This is a genomic window from Oceanicaulis sp. LC35 (assembly GCF_052055585.1).
Taxonomy (GTDB): domain Bacteria; phylum Pseudomonadota; class Alphaproteobacteria; order Caulobacterales; family Maricaulaceae; genus Oceanicaulis.
In genome coordinates, this window is the sequence record NZ_CP170485.1 from 2,457,141 (window position 1) to 2,469,720 (window position 12,580).

Annotated in this window: 9 protein-coding genes; 7 read left to right on the top strand and 2 right to left on the bottom strand. The window is 61.6% G+C overall.

The window, feature by feature from the left end; translation table 11 throughout:
- Positions 1–12 precede the first annotated feature (12 nt).
- The 4 genes from ACFELO_RS11760 to ACFELO_RS11775 all read left to right on the top strand — a co-directional run bounded on the left by ACFELO_RS11760 (position 13) and on the right by ACFELO_RS11775 (position 5,636).
- Positions 13–1,152 (top strand): PQQ-dependent sugar dehydrogenase, encoded by a 1,140-nt coding sequence (locus ACFELO_RS11760; protein ID WP_440957952.1) that lies wholly within the window; start codon positions 13–15, stop codon positions 1,150–1,152.
- A 133-nt stretch (positions 1,153–1,285) separates the two neighbouring features.
- The gene (locus ACFELO_RS11765; protein WP_440957953.1) at positions 1,286–2,590 is read left to right on the top strand and encodes a serine hydrolase domain-containing protein; all 1,305 of its coding nucleotides are present in this window, start codon (positions 1,286–1,288) and stop codon (positions 2,588–2,590) included.
- Positions 2,587–4,194 (top strand): GMC family oxidoreductase, encoded by a 1,608-nt coding sequence (locus ACFELO_RS11770; protein WP_440957954.1) that lies wholly within the window; start codon positions 2,587–2,589, stop codon positions 4,192–4,194. The genes ACFELO_RS11765 and ACFELO_RS11770 overlap by 4 nt, the downstream gene beginning before the upstream one ends.
- 11 nt (positions 4,195–4,205) lie before the next feature.
- A complete protein-coding gene (locus ACFELO_RS11775) occupies positions 4,206–5,636 on the top strand; it encodes a coniferyl aldehyde dehydrogenase (RefSeq protein ID WP_440957955.1) in 1,431 nt (476 codons plus the stop codon).
- Here ACFELO_RS11775 and ACFELO_RS11780 read toward each other — a convergent pair.
- Entirely contained in the window at positions 5,633–6,415 is a 783-nt protein-coding gene (locus ACFELO_RS11780; RefSeq protein ID WP_440957956.1) for an EAL domain-containing protein, read from the bottom strand. The genes ACFELO_RS11775 and ACFELO_RS11780 overlap by 4 nt on opposite strands.
- Before the next feature lie 127 nt (positions 6,416–6,542).
- Here ACFELO_RS11780 and ACFELO_RS11785 point away from each other — a divergent pair, with 127 nt between their 5' ends.
- From ACFELO_RS11785 to ACFELO_RS11795, 3 genes are all read left to right on the top strand, one after another.
- Complete coding sequence (locus ACFELO_RS11785) at positions 6,543–8,858, top strand: penicillin acylase family protein (RefSeq protein ID WP_440957957.1); 2,316 nt, start codon at positions 6,543–6,545, stop codon at positions 8,856–8,858.
- A gap of 10 nt (positions 8,859–8,868) precedes the next feature.
- Positions 8,869–9,627 carry an SDR family NAD(P)-dependent oxidoreductase gene (locus tag ACFELO_RS11790; protein ID WP_440957958.1) on the top strand — a complete coding sequence of 253 codons (759 nt, stop codon included), beginning with the start codon at positions 8,869–8,871 and terminating at the stop codon, positions 9,625–9,627.
- Between the two features lie 106 nt (positions 9,628–9,733).
- The gene (locus ACFELO_RS11795; RefSeq protein ID WP_440957959.1) at positions 9,734–10,789 is read left to right on the top strand and encodes a GTP pyrophosphokinase; all 1,056 of its coding nucleotides are present in this window, start codon (positions 9,734–9,736) and stop codon (positions 10,787–10,789) included.
- Positions 10,790–10,795: 6 nt separating this feature from the next.
- Here the strand turns inward: ACFELO_RS11795 and ACFELO_RS11800 are convergent, their stop codons facing one another.
- Positions 10,796–12,580, bottom strand: coding sequence for an N-acyl-D-amino-acid deacylase family protein (locus ACFELO_RS11800; protein ID WP_440957960.1), 1,785 nt, complete (start codon positions 12,578–12,580; stop codon positions 10,796–10,798).

A 12,580-nucleotide genomic window follows, 5' to 3' on the forward strand; every position in this document is an offset into this window, starting at 1 on the left:
GAGGGAACCATCATGGTCCGACTGACCCGAACCGGCATCATCCTGACCGCTCTGGCGCCCGTATTCGGCGCCTGTACGCAGGCGCCGGACGCCGCGCCGCCCGCCACCGATCTTGATCCTGCGCTCTATCAGGTGGAGGTGATTGCCGAAGGCCTCGCCACGCCGTGGGACCTGGCTTTCCTGCCCAACGGGTCGGCGCTAGTAAGCGAGCGCAATGGCGGCGTGAAATGGCTTCGCGATGGCGCACTCAGCGACGTTCCCGGCGGGCCGGACGATGTGTTCGCGGAGGGGCAGGCAGGCTTGTTTGATCTGGCGTTGAGCCCGGACTTCGAGACCAGCGGCCTTGTCTTTCTCAGCTATGCGTCCGGGACAGCGGACGCCAACACGCCGGCCCTCTACCGGGCCCGGCTTGAGGACGGCGCCCTGGTGGAGGGGGAAACGATCTTCCGCGCCGAGCCGATGCGCAGCACGAGCGCCCATTACGGCGCACGCCTCGCTTTCCTGCCAGACGGAACGCTGCTGATGACCGCGGGTGAAGGCTTCGCCTATCGCGAACAGGCGCAGGTCCGCACCAATCATCTGGGGGCCTTGCTGCGCCTGAACCCGGACGGGAGCGCCCCCGCCGACAACCCCTTCGCGGATGAGGGCGGGCTGGCCGCCTATGTCTTCAGCTATGGCCACCGGAACATGCAGGGCATTGCGCTGGATGAGGCGAGCGGAGCCATCTGGACCCACGAGCACGGCCCGCAAGGCGGTGACGAGCTCAACGCCATCACGCCCGGCGACAATTACGGCTGGCCGATTGCGACCATGGGGCTGGATTACAATGGCGCGCGCATCTCGCCCTATTTCGAGCATGACGGCTTTCACGCACCGGCCTGGGTCTGGACCCCGTCCATCGCCCCCTCCGGCATGGCGCTTTATGAGGGCGACCTGTTTGCAGACTGGCAGGGCGACCTTCTGGTCACCGCCCTGGCGGGCCAGGCGCTGCACCGGCTTGATCTCGAAGCCGGCGCCGTCGTCGGCGAGGAGCGTCTGCTGCACGAGCGCGAGCAACGAATCCGTCAGGTCATTTCCGGTCCGGACGGGGCGATCTGGCTGCTGGCGGAATCGCCCGACGGGCAGATCCTGCGCCTCACGCCCTCGCAGTGACGCATCCTCCCAAGGCGTGCGGGCCGTTTTGACTGGCGCTCACTCTCTGAAAGGTGTTCACTCCGACAAAAGATGATTTGCCCACTCCGTATGATGCGGATTGATAGGGTGAACGCTTGCGGGGAGAGAACGCATGATGCGCATTGTGACAGCGGTGCTGACAGCACTGATCTTGCTCGGACTGGCCGGCGCCGGCTGGTATTATCGTCCTTGGTCCAGCTATGCGCCGGCCAAGATCCGCGCCCTGGACGATCCGGAGCAATACCCGCAGACCTATCAGCGCATGGACGAGTTCCTGCCAAACACACTCATCCCTGCGACCGCTCCCTCTCCCTTCCCGCACAATCTGCGACCGCTGGACATCAGCTATGAGTGGCAGGGAGAGACCAAGACCCTCCAGCAGTATCTCGAGGAAGCCCAGGTGACCGGGCTGACCGTATTGCACCGGGGTGAAGTCGTCGCCCAGATCTATGGCCATGAGGCTGGCGCGGAGTCGCGCTTCACCTCCTGGTCCGTCGGCAAATCCTTCGTCGCGACCCTGATCGGCAAGGCGCTGTATGAAGGCCGGATCGACAGCCTGGATGACACGGTGGAGCAATACGCGCCCGAATATGCCGGAACCGATTATGGCGCGACGAGCCTGCGCCATTTGCTGATGATGTCCTCGGGCATGGACTTCAACGAGGAATACAGCGCCGACGCGCCGTCCGATGTGCGCCCGCTGTTCTTCAACGCCTTCATCCTGCGCCGCAATCCCGACGAGATGATCGCCACCATTACGCGCGACCGCGAACCGGGCGAGGACTTCCACTATATCAGCCCCAACTCCCATGTGCTCTCCGCCGTCGTGCGGAATGTCTATGAAGGCCGTCTCGCGGACATCATGGAGCGTGAGCTCTGGGCGCCCCTGGGCATGACGAACGAGGCCAGCTGGCTGCAGCACAAGCCCGGCCCTGAGGGGATCGCGATCGGATATTGCTGTTTGCAGGCCAGCAGCGAGGATTATGCGCGCCTCGGTCAGCTCTACCTGCAGGACGGGGTCTGGAATGGAGAGCGCCTGTTGCCCGAAGGCTGGGTGAACATGGTCTCGACCCCGCCCACTCCCTCCCATGAACCCGGCGCCAGCCGTTACGCCCATCGCGGCTATGGCCTGCACTTCTGGATTCCGGAAAACTATGACCGCGAGTTCTACGCCGCCGGCGTGTTCGGTCAGTATATCTGGATGGACCGCAACCGCGATCTCGTCATCGCCCAGAATGCCGGCGACCCGAACTGGACCGACCGGAATGTGGAGATGACGGCGGTTTTCCGCGCCATCGCCCACACGGTCGCGCCCTATAGCCGCTTTGACGCGCATGGCCCTGCGTCAGACGTCGCGCCCGAAACCGAGACCGACCCCGCCCCGGAGACGCCCGCCGAGCTGGAGCCGCAGCCATGAATGACGCCGAGGGTCAGCAGTTCGACTATGTCATTGTCGGCGCAGGATCAGCCGGTTGCGTGCTCGCCGAACGCCTGAGCCAGGATCGCGATGTCAGCGTTTGCGTGCTCGAGGCTGGCGGCTCTGACAACAAGGCCGTCATCAAGACGCCCATGCTCTTGCAGTTCGCGATCACCAATCCGGCGATCAACTGGGATTACTGGACCGAACCGCAAAAGAACCTCAATGACCGGGCGCTGTACTGGCCGCGCGGCAAGACGCTGGGCGGCTCCTCCTCCATCAACGCCATGCATTACATGCGCGGCGCCCTGGAGAATTACGACGAGTGGGAAAGCGCGTACGGCGCGACCGGCTGGGATGGCGACGCCGCCCTTGAGGCCTTCAAGTCGGTTGAGAATAACGAGAACCATGGCGCGCCTTTCCACGGCCAGGGCGGGCCGCTGAACGTGAAGACGATCGGTCCGCTCAACCCTCTGACCCATCGCTATTTCGAGGCCTGTCGCCGGCGTCAGATCCCGGAGAATGACGACCATAACGGCGCCCGTCAGGAAGGCTTCGGGACCTATCAGGTCACCCAGAAGGCGGGCAAACGCTGGTCTGCGGCGGACGCCTTTCTCAAACCCGCCATGCAACGCCCGAACCTGACCGTCATCACCGACGCTCTCGCCCACAAGATCGTGCTTGAGAACGGTCAGGCGACCGGCGTGCTGATCGAGACCAATGGCGAGATGAAAACCGTCGCTGCAATGCGCGAGGTGATCCTCTCGGGCGGCGCCATCAACTCGCCCCAGCTTCTGATGTTGTCCGGCATCGGTCCGGCGGACCATCTGCGCGAAGTGGGCGTCAGCGTCGAACACGACCTGCCCGGCGTCGGAGAGAACCTGCAGGACCATCTGGATATTCTGGCGCGGGCGCGCACGAAATCCGCCGCCTCGATCGGCTATTCGGCGCGCAAATTCCCCGCGACCGCCCGCGATGTGATGCAATGGGCGCTGACCGGCACCGGCAATTTCACCGTGAATCCGGTACAGGGCTGCGGCTTCATCCGATCCAGCCGGGCGCGTGACCGGCCTGATATCCAGCTCGTCTTCATCCCGGCGCTCGCAAGCCCGCATGGGCGCGAAACCCTGACCGGGCACGGGATGAGCCTTCACGCCTGCCACCTCTACCCGCAGAGCCGGGGCCAGCTTCGCCTGAAGGATGCCGACCCGCGCACCCCCATCTCGATCGATCCCAACTATCTCGATCATGAAGAGGATGTGGAGGTGATGACCGATTGTCTGGAGATCGCGCGCGACATCCTGTTGAGCGACGCCTTTGACGGCGAGTTCCAGGCGCTGGACCTGCCGGCCGATCCGCAAGCGAGCCGCGCGAGCCTGACCGATGAGGTCCGCGCCCGCGCTGAAACGCTTTACCACCCCACCTCCACCTGTGCGATGGGGAATGGGGAGCTGTCCGTGACCGATCCTGAATGCCGGGTGCGCGGCGTCAAGGGTCTGCGTGTCATCGACGCCTCGGTCATGCCCCGCATTGTCGGCGGCAATACCAACGCCCCCACCATCATGATCGCCACGCGCGCCGCCGAGATGATCCGTTCGAGCTAGGGAGAGCTCTCATGCCTGACACCCAAGCGACCCAATCGCCGTCCCTGGACGCCCTGCAAGACATCTTCGCCCGCCAGAAGGCGGCGTTCGAGAACGAGCGCCATCGCAGCCTGTCTGAACGCAAGGCCGACCTTGAGAAGATCGAGAAACTCGTCAAGGCGCGCGGCGACGCATTCGCCGAGGCGATCGACGCCGATTTCGGTCGCCGCTCGAAATCGGAAACCGCCCTGGCAGAGCTCGGCTTCACCATCGCAACGGCCAAGCACTCGCGGCAGCACCTGCCCAAATGGATGAGCTCGAAACGCGTCTCCGTGCCGATGACCCTGGCGCCGGGCAATGCCTATATCCGCCGCGAGCCCAAGGGCGTCGTCGGCATAGTCTCGCCCTGGAACTATTCCATGCAGCTGGCTTTCGCTCCGCTGGTCGCCGCCCTCGCCGCCGGGTGCCGGGTGATGATCAAGCCCAGCGAGTTCACCCCGCGCACCGCAGCCCTGATCAAGTCCAGCCTGGCCGAGCTCTTCAGCGAGGATCATGTGGCGGTGATCGAAGGCGGCGTTGAAGAGGCGAGCGCCTTCACCGCACTGCCCTTTGATCATCTGTTTTATACCGGCTCGACCCAGGTCGGCCGTATCGTCGCCAAGGCGGCGGCGGAAAACCTGACCCCCGTCACGCTGGAGCTGGGCGGCAAGTCGCCCGCCGTCATCGCTCCTGATTTTGACCCTGCCGAAGCCGCGAAGACGTTGGCCTGGGGCAAGTTCCTCAATGCCGGGCAGACCTGTGTGGCGCCGGACTACGCGCTGGTTCCCAAGGGATCGGAGAAGAGCTTTGTGGATGCGGTCATGCACGAGACCGCGCAGATGTGGCCCGACGTGGCGACCAATGAGGACTACACCGCCATCATTTCAGAACGTCACCATGCGCGTCTGAGCCAGATGGTCGAGGAAGCCCGCAATGCCGGCGCCGAGGTGCATCAGCTGGCCTTTGACAAGGCCAAGGCCGGCAATACCCGCATCTTCCCGCCCACTGTGGTCGTTGATCCGCCGCTCGAGTCCAAACTCATGCAGGAAGAGATTTTCGGGCCAATCCTGCCCGTTCTCAGCCATGACGGCCTGGAAGACGCCGCCCGTTTCATCAATGAGCGGGACCGTCCGCTGGCGCTCTATATCTGGTCCAAATCCAAACAGACCGCCCGCAACTTCCTGTCCAAGACCATTTCAGGCGGCGCGGCGGTGAACCTGCCCTTGCTGCACCTGTCGGTCGAGGATCTGCCCTTTGGCGGCGTCGGCGCATCAGGCTATGGCGCCTATCATGGCGAGACGGGGTTTCTGACTTTCACCCATGAGCGGGGCGTATTCGAAGCGCCGGTCTGGCACCCCAGCCGTCTGGTCCGCCCGCCCTATGGCAAGGTGTTTGAGTTCTTCAAGAAGCTGCAGGCGGGCTAGCCCGCGATCGTCCAGTTGATGTCATCCGCCGTAGGCGCGTCATTCAGTTGCGGTCTGGAGAAGTAATAGCCTTGAAACAGGGTGATCCCCAGATCCAGCAGGGCGCGCGCCTCGGCCTTGACCTCAATGCCCTCGGCGATGATGCGGATGCCGAACTTGTCGCAAATCTCCACCAGCGCCGACAGGATCGTGCGTTTGACCGGGCTGATATGCACATTGCGCACAAGCTCCATGTCGAGCTTGATGATGTCTGGCATGACCGAGGCCAGAAGCGTCAGCCCGGCTCCGCCCGACCCGAAATCATCGAGCGCGGTGGTGAAACCCATATCCTTGTAGGATTTGACGATCATCGCGAAATGGTCGGGATCGGTGACCGCTTCATGCTCGGTCATCTCGAACATGATCTGCTCGATCGGAAACCCGTTCGCCGTCGCCGCCGCCAGCGTCGTGCGCAGGCAGGTCGCGGGATCATAGACCGCGTTGGGCATGGTGTTCAGCGACAACAACTCGCCGCGCCGCGCCAGAGTGCGGCTGGCGGCCTTGAGCGCCTGGATACGGCAATGCCGGTCAAAGGCGTGCATGTTGTCAGGATTGACCTTGGACAGGATCGAGCCCGCAGACTGTCCCTCGGGCCCACGCACCAGCGCTTCCTGCGCAAAAATCGAGCGGGTCTTGAAGTCGATAATCGGCTGGAACGCGAAGCTCAGGCGTTCAGGAAACGGCTCGGCGCACTTGCAGATCGCTTCTTCACAAACAGGTGCAGTGGAAGAATGGGACATGGGGGCGAGCCTTGAAATTGTTTTAACAACTATCGCCGACACAACTTAATGAAGAGTTTGAACGCTGAAGCGCCTGACAAGTTCTGATCTTGAGCGCCGCGAAACTGAAGCCATGGGGAGGCTGATCATGAAAACCTGGATCATTCGGATAGTCGTGGGCGTGCTGGCGCTCGCCCTGATCAGCGTTCTGGGCGTCAGCGCCTGGCTGGTGGAGCGCTTCAACGCCTCCAAGCCGCGTGAGAGCGGCGAAGTCTCCCTCTCGACGCTTGAGAACCCCGCGCATGTGGTGCGCGACGAGAACGGCATTGCCCATATCTTTGGGGAGACCGATGCCGATGTGATGACGGCGCTTGGTTATGTGCATGCCAGTGAACGCTATTTCCAGATGGATCTGGCGCGTCGCTATATGCGTGGCGAACTCGCCGCCCTGTTCGGCGAGGACTATCTGCGCGCCGACGCCCAGACGCGCACCTATGGCTTTCGCGCCCTGACCGAGGACATTGTCGCCAACCTTTCCGATGAGACGCGCGCCTTGATGCAGGCCTATGTGAACGGTGTGAATGCGCGCGTGTCCGAAGGCTCCGTCGCGCCTGAATACGCCGTCCTGCGCACCGCGCCCGAAGGGTGGAGCCTGGAAGACAGCGCCGCCATCGTGGTCCTTCTCGCCAATGATCTGGCCGCAGGCGCAGGACCGGACATGGACCGCGCGCTTCTGGACGATATCCTGTCCGCCGAACAGCTCGCCCAGTTCACCATGAGCTTCCCGGACTGGGCGCCGACCATGCTGAAAGCCGAGGACATGCGCGCCCGGTTTGGCGAGGTCCAGACCCAACCCTTGCCGCCCGCTGAAGCGCCCGCCGCGCAATCAGACAACCAGCCCGGCTCGAACGCCTGGGTGATTTCGGGCGAACGGTCGGAAACGGGGCGTCCCCTGCTCGCCAACGACCCGCATCTGGGGCTCAGCACCCCGGCGATCTGGTATTATGTGCGCCTGAACCTGTCCTATGGCCCGGTTGTGGGCGGCACGGTGCCCGGCGCGCCCTTCGTCATTCTGGGCCGCAACGCCCACGCTGCCTGGGGCTTCACCAATACCGGCTTTGACGTGATCGACATTCTCGAGCGCACTCGCGAAACCGAAACGATCACCACCCGCACCGAAGCCATCTCCATCAAGGGTCGCAGCGAGCCGGTCACGATCACGGTCGAGGAGACCGAAGACGGTCCGATCCTGAACCCGGAATGGTTCGATCTGCGCGGTTTTGACGAGGACGCCATCATCGTCCGCCGCTCCACCGTCACCGCGCCCGGCAACCGCGTCGCAGACGCCACCCTCGCTATCATGCAGGCGCAAAGCTTTGACGAGTTCGTCGAGGCGGGACGCGGCTGGACCGCGCCCATGCAGAACATGCATTTCGCCAGCGAGGACGGCACCATCGGCTACACCACCGCCGGCCTCCTGCCGATCCGGGACGAGAACGGCGACTGGACGGGCTTTGTGCCCTTTGACGAGCTGCCTCGCGTGCGCAATCCGCAAGGCGGCTTCATCGCGTCAGGCAACAATCTCGTGGCGGGGCCCGACTATCCCTACGCCCTGCCCGGCTCCTATGCGACCTACCGCGCGCCGCGTATCGAGGAATTACTGAACGCCCGCGAGCGCCACACTCTTGAAAGCTTCACCAGCCTGCAAATGGATGTGACAAGCTTGCAGGCGCTGCGTCTTCTGCCTGTGCTTCTCGGATCCGAGCCGGAAAGCCAGCTGGGCGCGGAAGCGCTCGCCAAGCTTGAGGCGTGGGATGGCGCACTCAATGCGGATGGCCCCGAAGCACTGATCTATTCCGCCTGGTTGCGCGTCCTGTCCGGTGCGATCTGGAATGACGAGCTGGATACGCTGGCCGTCGCCTTCAACCAGCCGCGTCGCGCCTTCCTGGAAGAGGTCCTGACCGGTGAGGCCGCGGCCTGGTGTGATGATGTGCGCACCGATGCCGTGGAGACCTGCGCCATCACCGCCGGGCTGGCGCTGGACGCCGCCATGGCCGAGACCGCAGACGCCTTCGGCCGCGACATGAACAGCTGGCGATGGGGCGACATGCATGTGGCCGATTTCGACCACCCGTTCGACAGCCTGCCGCTGATCGGCGCGATGTTCGCCAACCGCGTGCCCGTGCCGGGCGACGGCGCCACGATCAATGTGGCCCATTTCAGCTATGCCTCGGGCAGCTATGACGTCTATCACGGCGCCTCCCTGCGCGCGGTCTATGACCTGTCAGACCTCAACAACTCGCTCTACATGTTCGCGCCGGGTCAGTCGGGTCACCCGCTCTCGCCCCATCATGGCGACCTCGCCCCTCGCTGGGCGGCGGGCGAGTATTTCGAGATCCGCGATGACTGGGATGTTGCATCCGCGCCTGAGGGCAGCCATGTCCTGAGCCTGACGCCGCAATAGGACCGCCCTCATGATCAGCCTTGAAAACCAGACTGTCTTCGTCACCGGCGCCTCACGCGGGGCCGGTGCGGGCATCGCCCGCCAGATCGCAGCCGCAGGCGGCAAGGTGATCCTGGGCTATGCCCGCAACACGGACGCCGCCAAGGCCATGGCGAGCGAGCTGGGCGAGAACGCCATCGGACTGGTGCAGGCCGATTTCTCCGACCCCGCCGCCGCGGAACCGGCCTGGGCGCAAGCGAAAACCATCGCAGACGGACCGATCCACGGCCTTGTGCTCAATCACGGCGTCTTTGAAGCGGCGAGCGTGCATGACCCCGCCGATATCTGGCAGCAGAACTGGGCGCGCACCCTGCAGATCAATCTGCAAAGCTGCGCGGATCTCGCCCGGTGCGCGGCGCAGGACTGGGTGGATGGCGCCGAGGGCGGCGCGCTGGTGGCGATCAGCTCGCGCGCGGGCCATCGCGGCGATGACGCCGACCATCCCGCCTACGCCGCGTCCAAAGCGGGGCTCATTGCGATGATCAAGACCCTGGCGCGCGCCTATTCAGGCCGGGGCCTTCTGGCCTACGCCATCGCGCCGGGCTGGATCGACACCGAAATGGCGCCCCAGGACCCTGATGACCGCAAGATGGCGCTGTCCGAAGTCCCCTACGGCGATATGGCGACCCCGGACGAGCTGGGTCGGCTGTGCGCCTTCCTGCTGTCCGGCGCCTGCAAAAGCGCCACCGGCGCCACCTTCGACGTCAATGGCGCAAGCTATGTGCGCTAGGGCGCTAGGCCTCACATTATCAAGGCGGCAACTTTACCAGAAGATATAACAAAGCTATCCTAAGAGGCGACTACTGGTGGAGTAGTTCTCTCTGGGAAAGCTGATCATGTCGACAATTGAAAAGCGTAAAAAACTAGAACATTTCGCAGACATGACCGACTCCACCCGCTTCAAAGAGCGCTTTCGGAATCAATATAGTGAAAAGAACTATACACTCAAAACCGCATGTAAAATAATACGAGACCTTATATTTGTCATCGTTAGAGATTCAGATATAGAATTTTCTAAGGTTACTTATAGAATAAAAGAGGCGGAATCCTGTCTTGATAAATACGAAAGAAAGTATCGATCGAATGTTAATAGTGCAGACGAATTATTTGAAGCAATAACAGATATTATGGGCGTTAGAATCGTACTTCTATATGAGGACGATATACCTAAAATCAAGAAACTACTTCAAGAAGACTTTGAAATACTAGGGACCACCGACAAATCCTCTGCCATTGAAGAAATTGAGAATCAATTTGGATATAAAGGACTTCACCTAGACCTCAAAATGAAAGGCATCAGGACAGAGCTACAAGAGTACAAAATTGCAAAAGATGCGAAATTTGAACTCCAAATCAGGAGCATCGTTCAAGATGCCTGGAGCGAAGTTGACCACAAGTTAAAATATAAGTCTGAAATACCCACCAAACTAAAAAGAAGGATATCTAGACTAGCGGCTCTATTTGAACTTGCAGATCAAGAATTCATTAATATTAGAGACGATGTATCTGATTTGGAATCTTCAACTATTAATACAGACCCCGAATATCTTTCTCAAGATTTTGAAAGCAAAAAACTCGATGTTTTCTCATTTATAAAGCTAAGCTCCCCTCATTTCCCCGATCAAGAATTTAGACAAAAAGGTAGTGATTCATTTGTAAGGGATATCAGATCCTGCAACAAGGATATAACCTCTAGCGATTTCGAGCAGGCCCTTAATTCACTAGAAGTTATATCCAACTATCAACGAGATATAGAAAAAGAGTTTAAACCATTTAATTCCATTCGCCACGCATTATACTTAAACTCTAAAAAGCACTACGCTCCCCTACTGTACGATCATGCTCGAAAGAATTTTGATACTTGGCTCGCCGAGCGAAAAAAATCAAAATAGTCCATCCTACTCCGCCGCCAACGCTTCCTGCCGCCCGGCGCGGACCAGCCGGCCCGGACGCGCGTCCGTCACCTGATCATCCCGCACCACGACCTCGCCCGAGACGATCGTCGCGCGATAGCCTTCGGCGTCCTGCAAGAGGCGCTGACCGCCGGCGGGCAGGTCCTTGACCAGGCGCGGCGGGTGCAGGCGCAGTTTCTGGTAATCGATGACGTTGAGATCAGCCTTCATGCCGGGCTTGATCCGGCCGCGATCACTGAGGCCCAGATAATCGGCGATGTCGGCGGTCAGCATCTGCACGGCGCGCTCAGGCGCAATGCGCGGCCCGCGCGTGCGGTCGCGCGTCCAATAGCTCAACAGATAGCTGGGGAAGCTCGCGTCACAGACCGTGCCCACATGGGCGCCGCCATCAGACAGGCCCGGAATGGCGAGCGGGTGCTGCATCATGGTCAGCACATTGTCATAGCTCAGCTCGGTATAGTTATAGATCGGCAGATAGATCAGCTCGCGGCCATCGCGCGCGATCACCGTATCAAACAACTCTTCCCAGACCGACACGCCGCGCGCCTGCGCTTTCGCGCCGATCGATTGTTCGGGCGGCTGTTCGTAATCGGGGTTTTCCGACAGGGTGAAGAGCTTGGCGGCCACCATCTCCATGTTTTCGATCAGAAGATCGGCGATGGGCGGAACCGAGCTGCCGGGACCGGCGAGCTTGTCCGATTTCTGGCTCAGGATCTTCTTGCGGAAGATATCGGTCTTCATCACCGCCACGCGCTCATCAAGCGGCATGTGCGCGATGTCCTTATAGGCCGGGAAGCCCATGAAGGGGTGGAAGGTGCATTGCAGCCCCAGAAACACCCCGATGGCGCGTGGCGCCACCTGGGCGCGGACGGTGTAGCCCTCGGCGTCGAGCTTCTCGAGCCCTTTGAGGATCTTGCGCCATTGGTCCGGCGCGAAATCACGCTGCATCAGCGACATGGAGAACGGACGACCGCCAGCGGCGCGGACATACTCCTCCACGACCTTCCACTCTTCTTCAAAGCGCGACTGATCACGCTCGAGATCAAAGTCGGACACGGCCTGAATGACGCCATGATCACGGCCTGCAAAGGCGCTGGCGATGCCGGTCAGCTCCCTGGTGGTGGCTTCAGACGCCGGGGTCCATTCCCCGTCTGCGGTGCGGTGCAGGTCAGAGCGACCGGTGGCGAAGCCGATCGCGCCCGCATCCAGCGCCTCGGCCACCAGATCACGCATTCTGGCGATCTCGTTGTCATTGGCCTGCTGGTCAAAGCTCGCCCGCTCATCCATCACATAGACGCGTAGCGGGTCGTGGCCGACCATCGCGGCGATATCGAGCGTGCGCGGGGTTTTCTCCAGCGCGTCCATATAGTCGGGGAAGCTCTCCCAATCCCAGCTCAGGCCTTCGGCCAGTGCGGTGCCGGGAATATCCTCCACCCCTTCCATCAGCTTGATCAGGCGCTCATGGTCGGACTTGCGCACCGGCGCAAAGCCCACCCCGCAATTGCCCATGATGGCGGTGGTCACCCCATGCTTGATGGACGGCTCCATCCGGTCATCCCAGGTGGCCTGACCGTCATAATGGGTGTGAACGTCGATAAAACCGGGGGTGATGATGCAGCCTTTGGCGTCGATCACCTCTTTGGCCTCGCCCGGCGCCTCGCCCACGGCGACGATGCGGCCATCCTTGACGCCCACATCGCCGATATAGGGCGAACCGCCCTCGCCTTCATGGATCATGCCGCCTGTGATTTTCAGATCATAGTCCGCCAT

Excerpts from the sequence above, each read along its gene's own strand:
- ACFELO_RS11760 (WP_440957952.1), top strand. The coding sequence starts at position 13 with ATGGTCCGACTGACCCGAACCGGCATCATCCTGACCGCTCTGGCGCCC.
- ACFELO_RS11765 (WP_440957953.1), top strand. The coding sequence starts at position 1,286 with ATGATGCGCATTGTGACAGCGGTGCTGACAGCACTGATCTTGCTCGGA.
- ACFELO_RS11770 (WP_440957954.1), top strand. The coding sequence starts at position 2,587 with ATGAATGACGCCGAGGGTCAGCAGTTCGACTATGTCATTGTCGGCGCA.
- ACFELO_RS11775 (WP_440957955.1), top strand. The coding sequence starts at position 4,206 with ATGCCTGACACCCAAGCGACCCAATCGCCGTCCCTGGACGCCCTGCAA.
- ACFELO_RS11780 (WP_440957956.1), bottom strand. The coding sequence starts at position 6,415 with ATGTCCCATTCTTCCACTGCACCTGTTTGTGAAGAAGCGATCTGCAAG.
- ACFELO_RS11785 (WP_440957957.1), top strand. The coding sequence starts at position 6,543 with ATGAAAACCTGGATCATTCGGATAGTCGTGGGCGTGCTGGCGCTCGCC.
- ACFELO_RS11790 (WP_440957958.1), top strand. The coding sequence starts at position 8,869 with ATGATCAGCCTTGAAAACCAGACTGTCTTCGTCACCGGCGCCTCACGC.
- ACFELO_RS11795 (WP_440957959.1), top strand. The coding sequence starts at position 9,734 with ATGTCGACAATTGAAAAGCGTAAAAAACTAGAACATTTCGCAGACATG.
- ACFELO_RS11800 (WP_440957960.1), bottom strand. The coding sequence starts at position 12,580 with ATGGCGGACTATGATCTGAAAATCACAGGCGGCATGATCCATGAAGGC.